Origin of the sequence: Paenibacillus xylanilyticus (assembly GCF_009664365.1) — a bacterium.
In the GTDB taxonomy this organism is placed as follows: domain Bacteria; phylum Bacillota; class Bacilli; order Paenibacillales; family Paenibacillaceae; genus Paenibacillus; species Paenibacillus xylanilyticus_A.
Window position 1 is genome coordinate 4,967,285 of sequence record NZ_CP044310.1, and the last position, 20,313, is coordinate 4,987,597.

Sequence of the window (20,313 nt, forward strand, 5' to 3'; positions counted from 1 at the left end):
AGGTAAATATAAAATTAGGGACTTTTTTCATAATACGAAAGACTTTTCACCCATTTTCTAACGTAAGTGGCATGTTTTTTGTGAAATTCGGTTATATTTTTTCGTCACTATTCGATATAAAACCGCAAAATTTTAGATGACATGCCTCCTGCCATCTGTTATAAACAAATTATGACAATCATGTCTAGCCACCACTCTGGCACAAGGGAGAGAGAACTAAAAGTGATTGATACAGTTGCTGCAAAATCTGAAGATGAAGCGTTTTTGTTTCAATTGTATTCATTGAGCCGCCAAGACGAATTACAAAGTTGGAACTGGGGATTAGCAGAGCAGGAACAATTTTTACATATGCAATGGAGAGCTCAAACCATGTCATATGCTGCTTCTTACCCAGGTGCCAATCGAATGATCGTTCGTAAAAACGGTGTACCGGTTGGTCAAATGTATGTATTTGAAAAAGGGTCTGAATGGGTGCTTATTGATATTTCTCTACTTCCGGAGTATCGCAATCAAGGCATAGGTACGAGTCTGATTTTGGATCTACAACACCAGGCAAATCGTGCCGGAGCAAGAATTCATTTAAGTGTACTTCCGATGAACAGAGCAACGAATCTGTACCAGAAGCTTGACTTTTTTCCTGTACACAGCACAGGTTTACATCAGCTAATGGAATGGCATGCTTCGAAAACAAGTAAATCCGAACCAAAATTTAATGAGGTGAGAACAAATGAGTGAAGCTTATTTAGGGGAAATTCGTATGTTTGCAGGAAACTTCGCTCCTCGAGGGTGGGCTTTGTGTAATGGACAAATTGTATCGATTGCTGAAAATGAAGCTCTGTTCGCTCTACTTGGGACCACATATGGCGGAGATGGCCAAACCACGTTTGCTTTGCCTGATTTGCAGGGCAGAGTTGCTGTACACCCAAGTACGACATATACTAGAGGCCAAAAATCAGGTAATGAGACAGTTACTCTGGTTTCCAATCAACTCCCTGCACACACACATTCAGTGTATACAGCATCAGATACCTCAACAATTACCTCAACACCAAGTAATGCGACCTGGTTTAACTCACCACGAAAAATCTATTACACTACAGATAAAGCCACTACAGTGAATATGAATACTGCTTCTGTATCCACCGTTGGTGGAAATCAGGCTCATGACAATATGATGCCTTCAACCGTTATTTCGTTCATTATCTCTTTAGAGGGCTGGTTCCCCCCTCAACCCTAAAAACGAATAAAAAATAGAGGAGGTCACCTCATGTCAGAACCATTTTTGGGCGAGATCCGATTGTTCGCCAATAATTACGCCCCCCGAAACTGGATGTTTTGCGAAGGACAAATATTACAAATTAACAGCAATCAGGCTCTATATTCACTGCTCGGTAACGTATACGGCGGGGATGGTGTTACTACTTTTGCACTTCCTGATTATCGCGGGCGAGTACCTGTACATGTGTCTGCAACAATCCCGCTGGGTACTTCACAGGGTGAAGCATCACACACGCTAACTATCAATGAAATGCCGATACATAACCATCAAGTGACAGCTTCTGATACTACTCCATCGGCAGCAACTCCTCTAAACAACGTTTGGGCAGCTGTCCCGAACTCATTCGGATCTACCACTGGACAAGAAACCATGAATCCAGGAACTCTCTCGGTAGCCGGCGGGTCTCAACCTCATAACAATATGCAACCGTACACCGTTTTGAATTACGCCATTGCGGTTCAGGGAATTTTCCCTTCTCGCAACTAATAAGGAGGAAAAGACTATGGCTGATGCATATATTGGCGAAATCCGAATTTTCGCTGGAAATTTTGCCCCAAAAGGTTGGGCATTATGTAATGGTCAATTGATGTCTATTACGCAAAATACGGCTCTCTTTTCTATATTGGGTGTACAGTATGGCGGAGACGGTAAAACAACTTTTGCTTTGCCCAATTTGATGGGTTCGGCTGTTATTCATCAAGGCACTGGAACAGGACTAACTCCTCGGACCGTTGGACAAAAGGTTGGTGAAGCAGTGGTCACGTTACTTCAAACCGAAATCCCAGCTCATACCCATGCACCACAAGGCATTGTTGCGACGGGGAATCAAACATCACCAAAAGATGCGTACTGGGCACAAGCTGCCAAGCCTATTCCTACTGCGCCACAGCCTCCATTGTACAGTAACACTCCAACCACAGAGATGGCGGCAATGGCTTTAGGAGTAACTGGTTCATCTCAACCTCATAACAATATGCAACCTTTTATTGCACAGAGTTTTATTATTTGCTTGCAGGGTGAATTTCCTTCGCGTGGTTAATCTTATATAGATATAATCAAAAGAGGCTGTCCATTAAGGACGCCTCTTTATTAACGTTCCGGGAAAACTTAATCCATTCCATATAAGACTACAGCTCTATCACAATTGAATCTGTTTGTACCGTTTCTGTTCCAGTACCCGGCAACCCAAACATTTCATTATCGGCGAACGTTTCAGAAATAAGTTTTTTCGCTGCAAAGGAGGTCAATTTTGTTCCTTGAGCTTTAGAAGCATAAGCCTCTGCCTTTCCCTGGAAGGTCATGACGATCTTTTTCACTTGGCTCAGATCTACTCCCTCATTAAGCTTAATACCGCCTCGATCCTCTCCTGGTACCTCAATCGACCATACGGACAATAAACCTGGCATAATTCGGCTAGCCCCGTCGCCCACAGCACCACCAGACTCATTGCGGATAAACTCCTTCGGTTCGATATCAGCTGCTGCACCTTGATCTGGAGTTACTTCATATTCATAGAAGCCATGGCTCTTGTTATGAACAAAGTCAAAACGTTGGCCATAAGAATCCAGGAATGTTGAATGTCCAGAGTGAGTATATTCGATGTGAATGTCTCCAGCAGTATGCCGTGCACCTGGTAATTGAATGTGACAGTCACTAACCATCATGTGAGCTTTACCTGCAATTTTCTCCCGAATAAGCTCATTATCTAATGTCAAAGGGAAGAAAGCTGCTCCGTGTTCTCTCAGCGTTTCAAACTGTTCTGGGAACGATGCTTCGTTGAATATAAACGTCACGTTCTTGAATGGTTGTACTGGATTCTCCGAAGCATTTAGCGCGTTTTTCAACTTAACCGTCACATCGGCATGGATACGACTGAGCTCAGCCACGTGGCTATCTTGAACAAATGGGAAGAGCTCCTGGCTCAGAACCATATAGCGATACGCTTGGTACTCTTGATACAAGAAATCGGTTAATGCCAACTTTAAGCTGTTGTACAGATCGAAAATGTACGTATGGAACATCGGCAAGCTAGCATCCACGTCATCACCCATCACTCGCTTGATTCGATCCTGATCCGCACGTCGTTGTTCCATTTCGGCTAATAGTTTTGCTTCTTCCAAATGTTTAGCTATCACGGATTGTTTTTTGCGCTGATATTCTTCAACGACGTTAAGATATTGATTGAACGCCTTACGATATCCATCGACCTTATCTTTCGGCATTTGGTCATAAACGGGTTTTAACATCTCTTCAAATTTTCCACGTGACATGGCAAGCATGGATGAAGAATATCCGAAGGAATCACGTGCATCGTGCATTTGATTCATCAGAGTATAAATTTCGATTCCATCTTTAATAATTGCGAGACCTGAAGAGGCAGCAGTAGTCACACTTTTAATAGATTTAGAGAGTTCTTCTTCTTTTTTCTTTTTTTCTTGTTCTACCGTTTTGGCATTTTTGAACGTATCGTCAATCACAATGGCCTTACCTGTATTCCAGTAGTTACTCATAGCTGACGCTATAGCACCACCTGTTTTGAGCGCCGTTAGGGCTGGAGTTACATTGGTCACCAGCGCTATGCCGTTCACCACCAAATCAAATGTAGCCTTCAGCGTGGACAAGGCAAGTTTACTACGCAGGGCTTCAACAAACTCTTCTGCTACCTTTTGAAGCGATCTCTCTTTTGAAAGGATATCTTCATAGAGCTTATCTGCTTCCACTTCCAAACGTGCCCGCTCTTTAATCGAATCTTGCCTTTGACCTTCTATATCATTGATTCGATTCACCGCAACTGATATGGCATCGTTTAAAACTTTCAATTGGCCTCGTTGGTCGTTCTCAGCTATGATGTAATCACGATATAATGTTTCAGCTTGTTGTGCAGAGTTAATCAGATTGACACCCAAGTCTTGATATTTATCTAAAGGCATCAGCGGTACCCAGTTCCAAGGATGACCAAAATAGTCTAACCCTTGTCCCAACTGTGTAATAAGAATCATCGCTTTATTTCGTAGTGCTAGCCATTGAATGGAAGCGTCCAGCATATCGCTTTGGAATTCAGTATGGGTCTCTTGAGCTCGGACCTCGTTAAACCAAGACTCATTGGGTGTTGTTTGTTGCATCCAGTTTAGGAGGTTGGCTGCTTCTTCGAGTTTCTCCTCACTCCCCGAAAGATACGCTAACCCTGCCTTATGTAAGGTTAGTGTCTGGCGTTCAAATGAGGCACTTAAGGCAGTTTCTAAATTTACAGAAGAAAGACGCTTGTAAAGTTCCGGGTTAGCGATTCTCGCTCCGAAGAATTGATTATAGGCAATCTGAATAATGATGGATTCTGCCGGTTTACCGTCAATTCCATTATCCGCGCCAAGTCCAACTTTGCCGTCTACGCCATCCTTTCCACTAGCGGCTCGCTTCGTACTACTGCGCTTCGTAACACTTGATGTCCTTCCTACAGAGACTGTCTCCAGTTGAAGGCCACCTCTCCCCCCCGGATATCCAGTTCCTGCTTTTCCAGGTAAGGTTGGTGCTCCAGCGATTCCCGCTTGTGTTTCCATCGTTATTCGATGTTCTTCGCTTGAAACGACATAGGCAATAAATATATGACCCGCGTCTCCACCATTCCCCGAACGCCCCGCGTTACCTCCGTCACCACCATTACCTCCGTCGGTACCCGCTGTAGCATAGTCATTAAACCAGAAAATATGGGTTTCACCGTCTCTCCCATCATCCCCTGGGCGGCCATCCATTCCGTCCCCTCCGTCTTGTCCGCGACCCCCGTTACTACCATTTGCAGAAAGACGTAATTCTCCTTTTAAATCAAAACGTTCCGCAGTCAACACCAGGTGCCCAGCGGATATTCCATCTGCTCCGTTGGAACCGTCATGTCCTCTTCCGCCATCGTCTCCGCTTTTGATCGCTTTGAGGCCGGAATCAGCCTTCGGTTCATCCATAAAATCTTGATCCTTAAGAAGGGGTGATCCCGACGTACTAATGGAAATATCCCCATTGGAAGAAATAACTCTCGCATTTAGCGTTAGATTACGCCCTGGCAAACTTATAGATCCATCGAGATGGATCGTATCCGCCTGTATCCAATAGTGCGCTGTAACATCTGAAAAGTAATTTTGCTTTAGAACTAGATCGGAAGCCGTTAAGTAGATCAAATCTTCTTTTTTTCCCCGCTGAACATCGGAATACAATGACTGACTTTTGTTTTCCACAACTCCCATTTTCTAGTTCCTCCCCTATAGGCCTTATAAATTACTGAGTATCATCCTTGTGTAATCCAAAAGTTCTATGTATATAACTTCTGAGAAGTGATGATTATCACTTTGTACCTAATTGTAAGTTAATTTTATCCATAAACATAGACTTTGTTTGTTATTTTTCGACAAAAAAATATATATCTAAATACTAGAGTGACCATAAAAATAGAAAGAGTAACTACTTAAGAGAATCTGGGAACTCTCTAATTTTCCAAAAAAACAAATATAAAAAAACGTCACCACCTTAAGCGTCAAGAGTTCTCTTTCTGATCATTCTGATTTGACCCCTGTGATTGATCTCATCCTCAAAAACATGAAACCACATAAAATAATAATTGGCCGGTTTGTTATACCAAAAATCCTCTTCCTTGCTTAACCAGTCGTCATCTATGCTCTGAAAGAACTGAAGTGTTCTCCTTCTTACCTGGTCCATTTTCGTAAAATAAAAGGTGATATCATTGCCTTTGATCTTTTCCTGTCCTTCCTTACCTAATTGAAGGGCCGGGCCCCATTCCAATAATTCCTCTTCGTTCAGCTGCCGATTCTCAAACGTCGCCACCTGATAAGCATATTCGACCCCCGCAAAGTGCAGCAGCAATGCTCCAATCGAGTTGCTCTCGGTATCCAGCAAAAAATCAAGGTGATCGATGGATAGATCTTTGACTTCTTCAATCGTTGTATATCTGGCATAGTTCATCATTGAAATTAGGCGACTAATCTGTGGAGAATAACCCGGTATGTCACTTATCAGATAAATATTATCCATGTTCATGATTTAATTCCCTCCACCTTAGGTATGTACTCTTGTACTACTTTACTACTTGGCTCATAATAAAGTTCACAGCATCCCCGATTCCTGAATCAATACCCAAAGAAACCAAGAATGATTTTTACCTTCTTCACCTTTTTATTCACAAATTTAATTCCCTCTTTTGTATCGATGATCATTACCTTTTTTCCGATCCATACTCTAACGTACACTGACTTAAGAGTGAAGGGTCTAGTAAATCCCTTGACCTCGCTTTCTGTACCGTCTTCGTGTTCGAATTCCGTTCGGATAAACCACCGGTTTCCATATCCGATCTCTCTAAACTTTTTCACAGCATGCTCCTTTTCAAAGCCTCTTCTTCTTAGAATTCAATATAAAAGGGCTGCATGTCAGGTCTTAAACAATACTCGATTCGCTGTCTGAAATTCTTCCACGTAACTAGCCGTAAGGCTTCTTCCACCGAGAAATACTTGGTCTCCAGACTTTCGTTGGATACGGTCAGTTGACCTCCAATTGGCTTTGCCAGAAATAACGTATTCACAATGGATTCCTCCACATTTTGAAATACGCCTTTCATTTCATTCTCCAGGAATGATCATCTGCTGTACTTCTTGTACTCCAGGAATAAACCCGAGGTTATAATATACGGATTCTGCATCGTTTCCTTCCATGACATACAACCGAAGGATTGGATATTTTCCTTTCAGGATTGTCAAAGCTCTCTGCAGCATATATGTAGCAATACCTCTCCCTCTATGCGATGGGATAACACCAATACTATAGACTGCTGCCTCCGTGTCCTGTAAACAAAGCCGGCAATTGGCGACAAGCTTCCCCGTATTTTTGTCATACAAAAGTGTAGAAGCTTCCGTAAGGGTCTCATTGGTTAGAGCGGGATCTTCATCAGGTATGAACTGTTCCAGCGAAGACTTATTTCTTCTTACCGCCTCAAAACCTCCTACAAAGCTTGCGAAGTCGCATTGAGCTATTTCATTTTCATTTGTAAATCGCTTGGTGCCTGTTGCATCTTCGGTAATTTGAGGACTCTTGATGATCAGATCGTCGTCCCAAGTCACGTTGAATCGTTCAGTGGGACGCTGCATCCAGCGGCATCTGAACTCCACTGGCCAAAATCCGGCTTTGGCAAATAAATGAACCTGGTCCGGAAGAATTTCAAAAGCTTTAATGGCTTGGGTTCGATCAGACCAGCTAGCTAACAAGAATCTTTTTCAGAAGCTTCAGTACCTCAAATGATTAATTGAACGGTGGAATGAAAAATAAATGATATATATTATTGGGTGCCATCCGTACCCCACCCATTTTCGATTCTCCCTGGTAGATCCAATACGCATTATTTCGGTTAGCACTGAAACGTTCTTCTCTAAAAAAACCAACAAGCGCATATTGTAATACACCGAGCAATATATTCCCCACTCTTCCGGGTCAGCCTTACGAATAGAATATTCGCTGGATAAATCATACGTTTCTATGTTTTCAGACCATTCAGCTACCTGCACTCGTCATTCCCCCTTGAATATCTTCATAGAGAGCACTTTATTATTACTATTCACTATAATTAATTTTCGCTTATGGTGTTCAAGTAGCTCATAAATCTTATTCATATTTTCACTATCGAATTTGTAATTCCATTTCAGCATGTCGACTAAACCTTTAAATGTTTGTTTGTAGTTTGCTTTTTCTAATCCAATTCTTTGCTTAATGAATCTCAGCACAATTCTTATGGCTCTTTCCATTGGTTTCGGGGTCAAAAAGATGATAATATCTGCCTCTTCAAAACTCCTCATTACCCATTTGTAATATATCCCCTCAATAATCCACGCATCCTCACTTATAATATCTTCAAGCAGTCTATCCCGTATTTCAGGTGGGTTCTTTCCAGCAAATTCAACGGAGCTGCTCCACATCACCTTATCCAATTCAAAATATGGGATGTTTAGTTGGCTGGACAGAGTTCTCGCTAAATATGTTTTCCCACTACCTGTAGAACCAATAATATGAATTCTCTTGTATGTCATTTGAAATTATCTCGTCCTTGTCATCTATGAATCTGTTTTTCTGTCCATCTAACTTATAAATTCTTGTATTCTTCTACCGTCATACACTCGATCTGAGAAGTTTCCTTGTGTGTACTCGTGTATAACCTTATTCCAAAAATGCTGTGCGGGCACATTGCTTTCAAGCTGGTGTACTTCCCAGTGCCCTTTATGCATATCAAATAGTTGTTTAGCTACTGCCCTGCCTATGCCTGTCTTTCTGTATTTCTTCATAATAAAAAACTCCGCAATGGAGCAATACGTTCGCTCTTCTGATTCTATGCACCTGACTAACACAAACCCGATATAGTTATGCTCTTGTTTGATGACATATGGAAATCGACGATCCACTTCGATCCAATAGTCTTCCAAATAAGGATAGTCCTTAAATAGACCATCATCTTCCACATCACAATGGATAAATTCAGAGAAATCATAACTATAGAATTGCATGAGATTTTGTATGATACCCTTAAATTCCTTGGATGCTTGAATTAATTCATAATTCATATCGTGGTTACCACCTCACCTTTACTTAGCTATGTTTAGCGTCTTCTTAAAGGCTTCAATCTGCTTTTTATGATGTATATCATGCGAGATGAATGCCCTTACATACTTTTTAATACTGAATTTCTTCTTGTCTCCATCCTTATATTCTCGCGTATATTCTTCTTCGTTCAATCCAGTAATATCATGGATAATGTTCATTCGCTTTTCTATAAATTGTTCAACAATGGTCTTCTTCGGTCTGGTCTTTGAGTATTCCATCGCATTTGCATTAAATTCATCAAAGTTCAGATGCTTAACGGTCAATGGTTCGCCCTGTTTGATTTTATAGATAGCTTCCTCATAGAAATATTGATCCCACAGCATCATATGCGCGATAACGTCTTTCAAAGTCCATTTGCCTTCAGCTATTGGCGTATTCCAAACCTGCTCAGATAGACTGTCCAACTCTCTCACATACGAAGTAAACGACTTGAATTCCTCAATCATTTCACCGGTAGTTTTAGCCATGATTGTATCGCTCCTATAAATGATTTTGTTCACCTTACTTTAAGATCAAACTCCTCGGTTTGGCCGTTCCATTTGCTGGATTCCGTAATGGTTTAATGGCAAACCTCGTCTGCCTTGGAGTCTTCCCTCCTTATTCAGATCGGTCTGCCCATGCCTAAGAACGTAGATCATGTTGCCAAACCTCCTTTGTCGCCATTGATTCAAAACATATCTTCACATTTCTACCATTCCAAATGTACCCTGAATAGCTCTCTCATAGTTTTCCCACACAAAATAAAATGGACCTATGTTTAGTGGTTGGTTCTTGTGCTCCAGCATAAAGTCCTTCCAAATAACTACATCATCATCCCGATCCACTTTCACGGAGATATAACCGCACTCTTCGTCCCCGCACAAAGGGCATACTAAAATGGGATATCTATAATACAGATACTCATGGGGTTCCTTTAACAAAAAGTATTGAATCATTTGTCTTTGATTTTCTTCAGTTCCCCATCCCAGTGCTGGTACCAGATCGTGCCTCTTAAGCATCTGATATAGAGACTTTCCATCGATAATGAGATCTGCGAATGTTGTGTTTTTATTCCCATCCTGAGATGGATCTAATTCATCATACCGACTGGAAGGTTGAGTTTCTAAAACATTTATTGTAGTCATTACTAGATTCTCCTTGTTGTTTATCCTGCTGATAACTTATAAATAAAATAACGCTTTTCCATTCGTAATAGTTATTACATTTCCAAAAAGTCTACAGCCTTTTCTTCAGAAAATACTGAACTATGCCCTCTGGATATTCATCGATGACTCCAAACACTTCATAGCCCATTTTCTGATAGAACTCTGGAGCCTGATAGGAAAATGTGCTGGTGTGAGCAAGTTTGCACCCCATACTTGAGGCTATGCTTTCCGCTTGCAAAAGGAGAGACTTCCCACTCCCCTGATTTCTATATTCCTCGTCGATCCAAAAGTTATCAATATATAACGTCTCACAGTATGTAGCACAGAAGATTCCACCTACAGCCCGGCCTTCCATATCCCTCAGAAATAGATTGATACTTTTTCCTGGCTTCTTTAATAACCCTTTCGTTTCTCTTACATTGTAGTTATATAAACGATCACAAATGGCTTTGTAGTCTTCCTCATGATCTTCATATACTATCTGCAATTCAACATCTTGCTTCGGGCTACTCATCGCTCTATGACCTCATTTCGTTCAATTAGATTTGTTTGCTCACTTGGTTCTTCATCTATAGGTATTTCTTAAATGCTTTGCTTGACTCTCCATCGTACCCTAGTTTTTCATAAAAATGATGTGCCTCGCTTCTGGATGCTCCACTGGTTAGAAACATTTTCACACAATTTTTCTGTATACCTATATTTTCGATATACTTCATCAGTTCTGAACCGTATCCCTTGCTCTGAACATGCTCTGTAATAATGACTCGTTCGACTACTCCAAACGGTCTATCCTCTACCAGAGCATCCAGACAAATATGTAAGTGCGCTGTACCAATGACCTTTTGATCGATTTCGCATACGAGCAAGAAACTGTTGGGATTATTTTGGATCTCCTCAATACGTTCTCCCAACACTTTTGTATTCAAGTTGTTTGGCAATAACTCTTTATACAAACGTTCAATAGCCTGCGCATCTCTTGACTCTGCTTCCCTGATCATCACGCTCACGCTCCTCATTTTCTAAAAATAATTAATTCAGGTGATAACTCAATATAATGTCTCCATTGTCTTCAACTTCGCCTGTGTCCTGGAATCCAGAAGCTTTATATAGCGTGTTCGCCACAACGTTATGCGGTACATGAGACACCCTGATCTGCTGGCAATCCACTCTGCTTTTTAGTTTGTTGATCACTTCTCTAATAGCTTGTTTGGCATAGCCTCTTCCTTGATATCTCTCATCAATCATAAATCGCAAAATCCAGTAATACCCGTCACTATAGATTTCATTGTCAAATAGAATGAAACCCACCATCTGATCCTCTGCATAGATTCCGTATGGCTTGGAAGTGGTCTCCTTGATTGCATGAATGAGCGAGTCCGAATTCGTAGCGACCAGGTTCATTTGCTCTTCCCGGGGTTTAAGGTTAATGCATTCCAATTCATTTTCTTTCGTTATCAACCTTAGTGTGACGTTCTCTACTGACATGAGGGCCTCCCCTTAATCATTTATCATCGTCTTACCATAATCCATATAAATACTTGCACGGACCTGTCCTACAATTTATCCAACACATATACATCTGGAAAACTAAATCCATCATAACCCAAATCATGGTATATGCGAATAAATTATTCCTCTCTCCTTAGAGGTGTATCTTCATTTAACATCACAAAAAAACCACGGTTTCCCGTGGCTTCACATGATTTCTGCATTTCTCTTATACAGTTCCACTCACCATTTGCCCCTTGTACCATACCGCCTGCCGGGCAGATTTACGGGCAACAGCTTCCGCCGAGCAGCTTGCCTGAACCAGTACAAAGCTCGCCGCATCGCCTACTTTAGGCCAGACTTGATTCCCCTCCGTATCCAGCGGTGTAACTCCACCCGTGATGAAACCAAGAGACTGGGATAACGAACGTTCATCATTGTATCCATACAATTCGGCGAAGCGCCCTGCTTTCTCCAGTTGATCTCCACTGCCAAAAGGTGACCAATGATCGGTCAGGCTGTCTGTGGCCAGCTTCACGTTGACCCCGACGCGATGCAGCATCGGAAGGGGCATAACCATTTTGCCAATGGGTACCGTTGAAGCCACGCTCATGCCAAGAGCGGCCATACGCTTCGCCATATCCTCCGCCTCCTGCGGCTCCGCTTGAGCGAACCAAAATGCATGACTCACCGTGACCTTCCCTTGAAGTCCTGCCTCTTCCGTCAGGTCAACGAGTCGCTGCAGCGTTTGCTTGCCCGGCTCATTGCGATCATGCAGATGGATATCGATCCCCGCCTGATGCTGCACAGCCAGATCTACCATGGCATGCAGCGATTTCTCGATATGCTCGTCCACCGTATGAGGATCAAGACCTCCCACGATTGCAGCCCCTTCTTGCATGGCTTGATGCATGAACTCCACCGAATTGGAGCGAAGCAGCCCATGCTGTGGAAACGCCACAATCTCCGAGGAGAGCTTGCCCGAGAAAGTTTCCAGTGCCTGTCTGGTGGCCTCAAGCCGTTTTAACCCGCTGACGGGCTCAATGTTGCAATGGCTGCGTACATGAGTGGACCCATAACCCTGAATCAGATGCAGGATACTCTCCGCTTGACGTTTCGCATCCGGCAGCAGCTTGGGCAGCAGCACCTTCTCTTCTTCAATCCGTTCGAAAATGCTGGATATGCGCCTTACGGCTTGCCAAGGTCCATCGTAATACGTTTTATCCAGATGGATATGAGCTTCTTCGAACGAAGGCAGCAGCAGCTGCCCTTTAGCATTATATTGAGGCAGATCCGTCTGAAGTTCTACTCCCTCATCCTTCATCTCAGTAATGATTCCGTTCTCCACCCGAAGCTGGGCCTTCTTTGTCTGTGTTCCCGTTACCTGGCCCTCTTCCGTAACATAACCCTGCTCCAACGTTACGTTAGTCAACCAATATGCCTGATTTAACATGTCATCCCTCTTTCCACGAAGTGTGCCGTGCATGGTATCGATCATCTGTGCTCTATGGTACCATAGGGTTGAACGAGGCAAAAATATGTAAAACGTTGGTGTTCCATACGAGGATCGTTTGGATCTGACTAGCGGAAAGGTGTGCCCTCAACATGAATAAATGGCTTCATATCTTCGTAAGCGCAATCGCAATTACACTTTTCATGATGCTGTACTATACGGTAACCGGGACGTCCCTTTCAGAAGTACGTTGGGGTTCGTACACGGTGATCCTCCTACTTGTTCTCGTTATTCCACAGACGCTCGGAACGATAATCAGAGAATGCAAAAACAGGCACAACTAAGTGCCTGCACCCTATCCCCCTAAACCACCGCTCTTCAAAAATGAAACCGCTCATGCCCGCCATCCGTCACGCCTTCAATCCGCTCTAAGTCCAGCAGTCTGCGCTTCAACTCCAGGCCTCCGCGAAATCCGGTCAGCTTGCGGTTGGCACCGATGATGCGGTGACATGGTAACAGAAGGGGAATGGGATTCGCTCCGTTCGCAGCCCCAACTGCACGAACCGCCGTAGGTCTGCCAATTGCAGCCGCAATGTCGCCGTATGTGCGAACTTCACCATAAGGGACACGTCCCAGCTCTTTCCACACCTGCTGCTGGAATGCTGTGCCAATCAGATCAAGTGGAATCTCGTCCGTATAACGAGTCTGCTCCCCTGCAAAGTAAGCCTGCAGCCAGTCCACCATGCCTGTCCCCTTTATGGCTTGTTCATCTTGTACCAGCTCTGCTCCCGGGGCAATCCGGGTTATCCAGCTGCTCCAGTCCTCCAACGTTTCATTCGGCATGACAATACGGCAGATCCCCAGTTCCGTAGCGATCAACACCCACGGACTTCCGTCCAGCTCCAAAGCAGACCATATGATCTTTTTTCGCATGTGTCCACGCTCCTCCCTATTGAGTATTTCATTTCGTTTCTTTCTATATAAAGAAGGCTCCGCTGCTATACACGAACAGATCTCTTGGTCTTCCGCTTCATGCTGCGAATCATCTGCTTGGTCTCGGGATCCACGCGATAGGACTCCGTTATTTTCTGCAGAGCTTTATTGTAGGTAAAATCATCAAGCGTATTGTTTTTCAAATATGGCATCGTCACTTCCGGCTGCTTCACATAGGCCATCGATATTGCCCATGCTACCGCCATTTTGACGTAGTACGCTTCATGTTTAATCTGATCCAATGAGACCAGAACCCGATCAATGTATGTCTCATCCAGATAAAAGTTCAATAGCATGACCACGCCAAAACGTATCTCGTACTCCTGATCTGACTTCAGATAAGGCTGCAGGAAATTCCACACGGATTCTGCATGTACCCTCGTATATTTCAATCCGGCGCAGAAGCTGTCACATATCGACCAGTTATCAATCTTGGGAACAAAAGCGGCGACATGCTCCAGCCATTCATCCAGATCCGCCTGGACATGTCCAATAACCATTGCCTGCAGCATCACTTCTTCGAAATAGTCATCGTCAGCCGTCTTCAGGTACGCACGCCAGTCCCCTGCAGCGAGCTTTTTCGCCATCTTGCGTATCGCAGGCAATCGAACACCCATCAGATTCGTAATATTGGGAATCAATGCAGCCGAGAATTTTTGGTACTCCGGTTCGGCCAGACTGAGCAGCTGTGTTCTAATCTCTGTTTCCACTCGTGCAAGTCCTCCTCATCAGTTACTTGGTACAACCAGTATATCTCCGCAGCGCCTATTTGTAAGCCCGTTCCGAATAGTTGAGCAAGATTTCAATAGCACAGTCCATGCTTCAATCCTCCAATTTGCTGTTTACCTCGCTTACATTGCGTTTAAAAATACGGAGCCCCGCCTCTAGAAAGGAGTCTGGATATGAACAAGAACGGACCTCAATCGCCTAAAAACAATTCAATCGAAGAAATCACCGAGCTGCTGGTTCAATATGTACAAACCCAAGACCTGCCCGAATTTTATAAAGCGATAAAAGAACTGCATCCCTACGATCTTACGCTCATCTACAAAAAGTTTCCCGAACAGGAAACGAAGCGGCTGCTGCTGCTGTTCAAGCCAGATGTTCTCGCCGATATGGCCGAATCGCTCAAGCTTCATGACCAGATTAAGCTGTTCGAACAGCTAGGGCCGGAACGTACGCTTGAGGTTATGCAGCAGATGGACAAGAGTGATCTGATCCGGTTCCTGCATGATTTGCCTTCCAAACGCAGGGAACAGCTGTTGTCGAATATGCAACTCGACCACTCTGCCATTATCCGCTCTGTGCTGAATTATCCGCCGGAGACAGCCGGCCGGATCATGACCGACCGTTACCGCACTCTTCTGGCACATGAGACTGCGAAGGAAGCGATAAGGGAATCCCAGGGCACGCCGCCTATACCGGCAACGAGCTATCTGTATGTAACGGATGATGAAGGCAAACTCGTTGGAGTGGTCAGTCACCGGTCCCTGCTTCAGGCGGGTGACAAGACCCGGGTAGAGGAGCTGATGACCAAGCGCGTCATTTATGCGACTGTGGACATGGACCAGGAAGAAGCTGCGCAGCTGCTGCAGCGTTATGAATTTATCGCCTTGCCCGTCGTTGATGAGAACCACAGACTCTGTGGTGTCATTCAGATGGATGATGTCATTGATATCATCATGCATGAAGCCAGTGAAGACCTTGCGAAGATGGGCGGCGGCGGCAAGGATATTGATTTTGATACCAAACCGCTCGTGGCGGTCAAACGCAGGCTCCCCTGGCTCATCCTGTTACTATTCATCGGACTCATCTCAGGCAGCATTGTGGACTTCTTCGAGGATACGCTGAATCAGGTGGTTGCTCTCGCATTTTTCATGCCCATGATCGCCGGTATGACCGGAAATACGGGAACACAGTCTCTGGCTGTCGTCGTCCGCGGTCTCATTGGTCGCAAGCTCGACAAATCCACCGTATTGGCGTTAATTGGTCGGGAAATCAAGGTAGGTACCCTGATTGGACTTGTATGCGGAGTCATGATTACAGTTATCGCCTACTTCTGGCAGGGGGATTGGCTGCTCGGCACCATTATTGGCGTGTCCCTCTTCTTCACACTCGTGATCGGTACACTGACAGGTACATGTATCCCCTTATTGCTAAGTCGCTTCAAGGTTGATCCCGCCGTTGCCTCCGGACCCTTGATCACTACGCTGAACGATATATTGTCGCTGTTTATTTACTTCGGGATCGCAACCCGCTTTCTGGATGCACTCATGTAAAACCGGCTGTACCTGACATACGAAAAAACAGACCCACTATGAAGGATAGCGGGTCTGTTTGTGTCTTTCCAAATGAGTGAACATTCTACATCTAAACATAAATGAAGTCCGAGCTCTAAGATATCGATGAGATGAAATGAAATGATCTATTTTCTATCAATCTATGCCGATCTTTTATTTTTATTATAGATATCGAAGGCTACGGCAAGCAGAAGCACCAGACCTTTAATTCCCTGCTGCCAGTCAATGCCCAATCCAATGAGGGACATCCCGTTATTCAGTACCCCCATAACCAAGCCGCCGATGATCGCTCCAAACACGGTTCCAATACCTCCGGAAGCTGAAGCTCCACCGATAAAGCAGGCAGCAATCGCATCCAGTTCGAAGTTGGTACCCGCTCTTGGGGTAGCCGCATTCAGACGAGCAGCGAAGATCAGACCGGATACAGCAGCGAGCACGCCCATGTTTACAAATACCCAGAACGTTACTTTTTTGGTTTTGACTCCGGATAGTCCTGCTGCCTTTTCATTTCCACCAAGTGCATACACATGACGTCCCATTACAGTGCGGTTCATGACGAAGGAGTACACGACAATCAGCACAAACAGCAGAATCAGGATATTCGGAATGCCGGCGTAGCTTGCAAGTACGAAGGTGAACAGGTTCGTTACCGCAGCCACCACAATCAGCTTGAGCAGGAAAAGTCCCTGCGACACCACCGCGAATCCGTATTTCCGCTGGGAGCGGCGTTCCCGCAGTTCATTTACGATATACCAGATTGTAAGTGCAATCCCTACAAGGATCGAGATGAGACCGAAACCTGAGAATTGGATATCAGGCAGGAATCCGGAGCTTATCTTTTGGAATCCCCCCGGAAAAGGAGAGATGGACTGGCCCTCCAGCACAATCATCGTCAAGCCGCGGAAGAGCAGCATGCCCGCAAGGGTTACGATAAAGGCCGGAATCCGCACATACGCGATCCAGAAGCCCTGCCAGGCTCCGATTAACGCCCCTACCAGCAAAGAAGCAATTACCGCCAGCCAAGCGGGAAGCTGCCAGTCAACCATCATAATTGCCGCCACTGCACCGACAAAGGCTGCAACAGATCCGACCGACAGATCAATATGTCCGGTAATGATGACCAGTACCATCCCGATGGCGAGCACCAGGATATAGCTGTTCTGCAGAATCAGATTCGTAATATTGATTGGCTTCAGCAAGAGCCCGCCAGTCAGCACCTCGAACAAGATCATAATGACAACCAGTGCGATAATCATGCCGTATTGGCGTATATTGTTTTTGAACAGTTTAGTTAGCATTTCCATGCTTCTCGCCTCCAGACTTCGTCATATATCTCATCAACGTTTCCTGCGTCGCTTCCTCGCGGCTGACTTCACCCGTGATGCGCCCGGCATTCATGACATAAATCCGGTCACACAGGCCCAGAACCTCCGGGAGCTCGGATGAGATGACCAGCACGCCCTTGCCCTCAGCAGCGAGCCGGTGAATAATCGTATAGATCTCGAATTTCGCGCCCACATCGATTCCGCGGGTCGGTTCATCCAGAATGAGAATATCCGGTCCGGCAAATATCCATTTGCTCAGCACCACTTTCTGCTGGTTCCCCCCGCTCAGATTGCCGGTTTTCTGAAGGATGCTTGGGGCTTTGATATTCATGCTTTTCTTCATCTCTTCGGCAACCAGCACTTCTTCACGTTCATTCACAACGGCGTTTTTGGTCAGCTTGCCCAGGCCGGTCAGTGAAATATTGCGTTTGATATCATCCATAAGAATGAGCCCGTATTCCTTCCGATCCTCTGTCACGTATGCAAAACCATTCTGAATTGCTTCCGTTACACTGTTGTTCTGAATCGGTTGGCCATCCTTGATGAGCTGGCCCGATATGTTGCGTCCATAGGATTTGCCAAATATGCTCATGGCCAGCTCTGTGCGTCCCGCACCCATCAGACCGGCTATACCAACGATTTCACCACGCCGGATGTTCATGTTGACCCGGTCCAGCACTTTGCGATCAGCATGATGCTCGTGATAAACCGTCCAATCCTTCACTTCCAAAATGACGTTACCAATATCCGCATGACGCTCCGGATAGCGGCTTGTCAGATCACGGCCCACCATACCGCTGATAATCCGGTCCTCGGTGACGTTATCCTTCCTCATGTCCAGCGTCTCGATGGTCTTGCCATCCCTCAATATCGTGACGGAATCCGATACCTTGGACACCTCGTTCAGCTTATGGGAAATCAGGATACACGCTATTCCCTGTTTCTTGAACTCCAGCATTAATTGGAGCAGGTTTTCACTATCGTCCTCATTCAGCGCTGCTGTCGGTTCATCCAGGATGAGCAGACGAACCTTTTTGGAGAGTGCTTTTGCAATTTCAACCAGCTGCTGCTTACCTACACCGATGTTGGATACTAGGGTGTTCGGATTTTCGCTCAAGCCCACTTTGGAGAGCAATTCACGTGTGCCGACCAGTGTTTCTTTCCAGTCAATGATGCCTTTGCTGGCACGCTCGTTGCCCAGATAGATGTTCTCGGCAATGGACAGATAAGGGATCAGTGCGAGCTCCTGATGGATAATGACGATTCCCAGATCCTCGCTCTGCTTGATGCTTTTGAACTCGCAGGTTTTCCCCTGGAACAAAATATCCCCTTCGTATGTTCCATGTGGATATACACCGCTAAGCACTTTCATCAGTGTGGATTTACCTGCGCCGTTCTCACCGCACAGGGAATGAATTTCACCTTCCCGGATCTTGAGATTGACATTTTCCAGTGCTTTGACGCCAGGAAAGGTTTTGGTGATGCCCTTCATTTCCAATATGATTCCGGTCATGGGACTTGCTCCTTTCCATTATTATTTCAATCCAATTTCCTCTTTGGTGTAATAATTGGAGCCGACAATGTCCTTCTCCACATTGGTCCGATCCACGGAAATTGGATCCAGCAAATAGGCTGGTATTATTTTAATTCCGTTGTTATATGATTTTTCGTCATTCACTTCTGCTTGTTTCCCTTGTAAAATGCTATTGGCCATCTCTACCGTCTGCTCCGCGAGCTTGCGTGTATCCTTGAATACCGTCTGTGTCTGCTCTCCGGCAACTATGGATTTGATCGAGGCCAGCTCCGCGTCCTGCCCAGTGATAACAGGCAGAGGTTTACTCTCTGATCCGTACCCGACGCCTTTCAGTGACGAGATGATGCCGATGCTGATTCCATCGTACGGGGACAACACCGCATCCAGGTTATCTCCGGAGTAATAGGCACTTAGCAAGTTATCCATCCTCGACTGGGCGAGTGCTCCATCCCAGCGCAAGGTCGCAATCTGTGCCATTGTAGTTTGGTTGCTCCGTACCACAAGCTTGCCGGAATCGATATAAGGTTTCAGTACAGACATTGCACCGTCGAAGAAGAAATACGCATTGTTGTCATCGGGTGAGCCGCCAAACAGCTCGATGTTGAATGGTCCTTTGCCTTCCTTGAGGCCAAGCTTCTGCTCAATGTAGGAAGCCTGCAGTACCCCAACCTTGAAGTTGTCGAACGTCGCATAATACGTGAGATAAGGCGTGTTCCGGATCAGGCGGTCGTATGATATGACTTGAATGCCCTCATCGTGAGCCTTCTTGATTACATCCGTCAGTGTATTGCCGTCCACGGATGCAATGACCATCACATCCACTCCCTTGGTGATCATGTTCTCAATCTGTGAAATCTGATTTTCGACCACGTCCTCAGCGTACTGCAGATCTGTCTTATACCCTTGTTCCTGAAATAGTCGGACCATGTTCTCTCCGTCACCGACCCAGCGCTCGGACGATTTCGTTGGCATGGAGATGCCGACATATCCTTTTTCCTTGCTGCCTGTTCCGCTCTCAGCCAAATTGCAGGCCGATAACATCAAGGTCATCACCAGAAGCCAGATCAACACTGCTCCTTTTTTCATATCAAGTTCCCCTTTCCTCGAATCATGCGGATCTGATTGTGTTTCACAAGATAACGCTTACAATCTAGAAAT

Annotated in this window: 23 protein-coding genes and 2 pseudogenes; 6 read left to right on the forward strand and 19 right to left on the reverse strand. The window is 45.0% G+C overall.

Features of this window, described 5'->3' with window-relative positions:
• Nucleotides 1-222: 222 nt before the first annotated feature.
• The 4 genes from F4V51_RS22055 to F4V51_RS22070 are packed head-to-tail and all read left to right on the forward strand — an operon-like array spanning nt 223 to nt 2,318.
• On the forward strand, nt 223-735 hold the full coding sequence (locus F4V51_RS22055; RefSeq protein ID WP_162009972.1) for a GNAT family N-acetyltransferase: 513 nt from the start codon (nt 223-225) through the stop codon (nt 733-735).
• Complete coding sequence (locus F4V51_RS22060; protein WP_153979647.1) at nt 728-1,237, forward strand: phage tail protein; 510 nt, start codon at nt 728-730, stop codon at nt 1,235-1,237. Before F4V51_RS22055 ends, F4V51_RS22060 begins: the two co-directional genes overlap by 8 nt.
• A 30-nt stretch (nt 1,238-1,267) precedes the next feature.
• On the forward strand, nt 1,268-1,765 hold the full coding sequence (locus F4V51_RS22065) for a phage tail protein (RefSeq protein ID WP_153979648.1): 498 nt from the start codon (nt 1,268-1,270) through the stop codon (nt 1,763-1,765).
• A gap of 16 nt (nt 1,766-1,781) precedes the next feature.
• On the forward strand, nt 1,782-2,318 hold the full coding sequence (locus F4V51_RS22070) for a phage tail protein (RefSeq protein ID WP_153979649.1): 537 nt from the start codon (nt 1,782-1,784) through the stop codon (nt 2,316-2,318).
• Between the two features lie 88 nt (nt 2,319-2,406).
• Here the strand turns inward: F4V51_RS22070 and F4V51_RS22075 are convergent, their stop codons facing one another.
• The 14 genes and pseudogenes from F4V51_RS22075 to F4V51_RS22140 form a co-directional block, all read right to left on the reverse strand.
• Nucleotides 2,407-5,508 (reverse strand): hypothetical protein, encoded by a 3,102-nt coding sequence (locus tag F4V51_RS22075; protein WP_153979650.1) that lies wholly within the window; start codon nt 5,506-5,508, stop codon nt 2,407-2,409.
• Between the two features lie 280 nt (nt 5,509-5,788).
• Complete coding sequence (locus tag F4V51_RS22080; RefSeq protein WP_415753062.1) at nt 5,789-6,310, reverse strand: DinB family protein; 522 nt, start codon at nt 6,308-6,310, stop codon at nt 5,789-5,791.
• A gap of 95 nt (nt 6,311-6,405) precedes the next feature.
• Nucleotides 6,406-6,645 (reverse strand): DUF3977 family protein, encoded by a 240-nt coding sequence (locus F4V51_RS22085; RefSeq protein ID WP_153979652.1) that lies wholly within the window; start codon nt 6,643-6,645, stop codon nt 6,406-6,408.
• 29 nt (nt 6,646-6,674) lie between these two features.
• Nucleotides 6,675-6,884 (reverse strand): annotated as a pseudogene (locus F4V51_RS22090) (ADP-ribose pyrophosphatase); the annotation flags it as partial.
• Between the two features lie 7 nt (nt 6,885-6,891).
• The gene (locus F4V51_RS22095) at nt 6,892-7,533 is read right to left on the reverse strand and encodes a GNAT family N-acetyltransferase (protein ID WP_236146616.1); all 642 of its coding nucleotides are present in this window, start codon (nt 7,531-7,533) and stop codon (nt 6,892-6,894) included.
• A gap of 300 nt (nt 7,534-7,833) precedes the next feature.
• A complete protein-coding gene (locus tag F4V51_RS22100) occupies nt 7,834-8,349 on the reverse strand; it encodes a P-loop NTPase family protein (protein WP_153979654.1) in 516 nt (171 codons plus the stop codon).
• 48 nt (nt 8,350-8,397) lie between these two features.
• Complete coding sequence (locus F4V51_RS22105; RefSeq protein ID WP_153979655.1) at nt 8,398-8,877, reverse strand: GNAT family N-acetyltransferase; 480 nt, start codon at nt 8,875-8,877, stop codon at nt 8,398-8,400.
• 21 nt (nt 8,878-8,898) lie between these two features.
• Nucleotides 8,899-9,384 (reverse strand): DinB family protein, encoded by a 486-nt coding sequence (locus F4V51_RS22110; protein WP_153979656.1) that lies wholly within the window; start codon nt 9,382-9,384, stop codon nt 8,899-8,901.
• Between the two features lie 66 nt (nt 9,385-9,450).
• Nucleotides 9,451-9,555: pseudogene (locus tag F4V51_RS29315) on the reverse strand (histidine phosphatase family protein); the annotation flags it as partial.
• A gap of 42 nt (nt 9,556-9,597) precedes the next feature.
• Entirely contained in the window at nt 9,598-10,041 is a 444-nt protein-coding gene (locus tag F4V51_RS22120) for an oxidoreductase (RefSeq protein ID WP_153979657.1), read from the reverse strand.
• Between the two features lie 91 nt (nt 10,042-10,132).
• Nucleotides 10,133-10,576, reverse strand: coding sequence for a GNAT family N-acetyltransferase (locus F4V51_RS22125; RefSeq protein WP_153979658.1), 444 nt, complete (start codon nt 10,574-10,576; stop codon nt 10,133-10,135).
• Between the two features lie 55 nt (nt 10,577-10,631).
• Entirely contained in the window at nt 10,632-11,060 is a 429-nt protein-coding gene (locus F4V51_RS22130; RefSeq protein ID WP_201281167.1) for a GNAT family N-acetyltransferase, read from the reverse strand.
• Between the two features lie 31 nt (nt 11,061-11,091).
• The gene (locus tag F4V51_RS22135) at nt 11,092-11,547 is read right to left on the reverse strand and encodes a GNAT family N-acetyltransferase (RefSeq protein ID WP_153979660.1); all 456 of its coding nucleotides are present in this window, start codon (nt 11,545-11,547) and stop codon (nt 11,092-11,094) included.
• A 232-nt stretch (nt 11,548-11,779) separates the two neighbouring features.
• A complete protein-coding gene (locus F4V51_RS22140) occupies nt 11,780-13,003 on the reverse strand; it encodes an amidohydrolase family protein (RefSeq protein WP_153979661.1) in 1,224 nt (407 codons plus the stop codon).
• Between the two features lie 152 nt (nt 13,004-13,155).
• Here F4V51_RS22140 and F4V51_RS22145 point away from each other — a divergent pair, with 152 nt between their 5' ends.
• The gene (locus tag F4V51_RS22145; RefSeq protein WP_153979662.1) at nt 13,156-13,347 is read left to right on the forward strand and encodes a hypothetical protein; all 192 of its coding nucleotides are present in this window, start codon (nt 13,156-13,158) and stop codon (nt 13,345-13,347) included.
• Nucleotides 13,348-13,381: 34 nt separating this feature from the next.
• Here F4V51_RS22145 and F4V51_RS22150 read toward each other — a convergent pair whose 3' ends face one another.
• The gene (locus tag F4V51_RS22150) at nt 13,382-13,936 is read right to left on the reverse strand and encodes a methylated-DNA--[protein]-cysteine S-methyltransferase (protein WP_153979663.1); all 555 of its coding nucleotides are present in this window, start codon (nt 13,934-13,936) and stop codon (nt 13,382-13,384) included.
• Nucleotides 13,937-14,001: 65 nt separating this feature from the next.
• Nucleotides 14,002-14,706 carry a DNA alkylation repair protein gene (locus F4V51_RS22155; RefSeq protein WP_153979664.1) on the reverse strand — a complete coding sequence of 235 codons (705 nt, stop codon included), beginning with the start codon at nt 14,704-14,706 and terminating at the stop codon, nt 14,002-14,004.
• Between the two features lie 192 nt (nt 14,707-14,898).
• Between F4V51_RS22155 and mgtE the strand changes: the two genes are divergently transcribed.
• Nucleotides 14,899-16,275, forward strand: coding sequence for a magnesium transporter (mgtE, locus tag F4V51_RS22160; protein WP_153979665.1), 1,377 nt, complete (start codon nt 14,899-14,901; stop codon nt 16,273-16,275).
• Nucleotides 16,276-16,436: 161 nt separating this feature from the next.
• Here the strand turns inward: mgtE and mmsB are convergent, their stop codons facing one another.
• From mmsB to chvE, 3 genes are read right to left on the reverse strand one after another with little or no spacing between them, the layout of a single operon-like run.
• Nucleotides 16,437-17,600, reverse strand: a complete 1,164-nt coding sequence (mmsB, locus tag F4V51_RS22165; protein ID WP_095359718.1) for a multiple monosaccharide ABC transporter permease — start codon at nt 17,598-17,600, stop codon at nt 16,437-16,439.
• Nucleotides 17,584-19,134: a multiple monosaccharide ABC transporter ATP-binding protein gene (gene mmsA, locus F4V51_RS22170; protein WP_095359719.1), complete on the reverse strand. Its 1,551-nt coding sequence runs from the start codon at nt 19,132-19,134 to the stop codon at nt 17,584-17,586. Before mmsA ends, mmsB begins: the two co-directional genes overlap by 17 nt.
• Before the next feature lie 21 nt (nt 19,135-19,155).
• Nucleotides 19,156-20,241 (reverse strand): multiple monosaccharide ABC transporter substrate-binding protein, encoded by a 1,086-nt coding sequence (chvE, locus tag F4V51_RS22175; RefSeq protein ID WP_153979666.1) that lies wholly within the window; start codon nt 20,239-20,241, stop codon nt 19,156-19,158.
• Nucleotides 20,242-20,313 lie beyond the last annotated feature (72 nt).

Coding starts and splice junctions, on each gene's coding strand:
- mgtE (WP_153979665.1), top strand. CDS start 14,899: ATGAACAAGAACGGACCTCAATCGCCTAAAAACAATTCAATCGAAGAA.
- mmsB (WP_095359718.1), bottom strand. CDS start 17,600: ATGGAAATGCTAACTAAACTGTTCAAAAACAATATACGCCAATACGGC.
- F4V51_RS22065 (WP_153979648.1), top strand. CDS start 1,268: ATGTCAGAACCATTTTTGGGCGAGATCCGATTGTTCGCCAATAATTAC.
- F4V51_RS22120 (WP_153979657.1), bottom strand. CDS start 10,041: ATGACTACAATAAATGTTTTAGAAACTCAACCTTCCAGTCGGTATGAT.
- F4V51_RS22125 (WP_153979658.1), bottom strand. CDS start 10,576: ATGAGTAGCCCGAAGCAAGATGTTGAATTGCAGATAGTATATGAAGAT.
- F4V51_RS22150 (WP_153979663.1), bottom strand. CDS start 13,936: ATGCGAAAAAAGATCATATGGTCTGCTTTGGAGCTGGACGGAAGTCCG.
- F4V51_RS22105 (WP_153979655.1), bottom strand. CDS start 8,877: ATGAATTATGAATTAATTCAAGCATCCAAGGAATTTAAGGGTATCATA.
- F4V51_RS22070 (WP_153979649.1), top strand. CDS start 1,782: ATGGCTGATGCATATATTGGCGAAATCCGAATTTTCGCTGGAAATTTT.
- chvE (WP_153979666.1), bottom strand. CDS start 20,241: ATGAAAAAAGGAGCAGTGTTGATCTGGCTTCTGGTGATGACCTTGATG.
- F4V51_RS22130 (WP_201281167.1), bottom strand. CDS start 11,060: ATGATCAGGGAAGCAGAGTCAAGAGATGCGCAGGCTATTGAACGTTTG.
- F4V51_RS22100 (WP_153979654.1), bottom strand. CDS start 8,349: ATGACATACAAGAGAATTCATATTATTGGTTCTACAGGTAGTGGGAAA.
- F4V51_RS22145 (WP_153979662.1), top strand. CDS start 13,156: ATGAATAAATGGCTTCATATCTTCGTAAGCGCAATCGCAATTACACTT.
- F4V51_RS22075 (WP_153979650.1), bottom strand. CDS start 5,508: ATGGGAGTTGTGGAAAACAAAAGTCAGTCATTGTATTCCGATGTTCAG.
- F4V51_RS22110 (WP_153979656.1), bottom strand. CDS start 9,384: ATGGCTAAAACTACCGGTGAAATGATTGAGGAATTCAAGTCGTTTACT.
- F4V51_RS22135 (WP_153979660.1), bottom strand. CDS start 11,547: ATGTCAGTAGAGAACGTCACACTAAGGTTGATAACGAAAGAAAATGAA.
- F4V51_RS22060 (WP_153979647.1), top strand. CDS start 728: ATGAGTGAAGCTTATTTAGGGGAAATTCGTATGTTTGCAGGAAACTTC.
- F4V51_RS22140 (WP_153979661.1), bottom strand. CDS start 13,003: ATGTTAAATCAGGCATATTGGTTGACTAACGTAACGTTGGAGCAGGGT.
- mmsA (WP_095359719.1), bottom strand. CDS start 19,134: ATGACCGGAATCATATTGGAAATGAAGGGCATCACCAAAACCTTTCCT.
- F4V51_RS22080 (WP_415753062.1), bottom strand. CDS start 6,310: ATGGATAATATTTATCTGATAAGTGACATACCGGGTTATTCTCCACAG.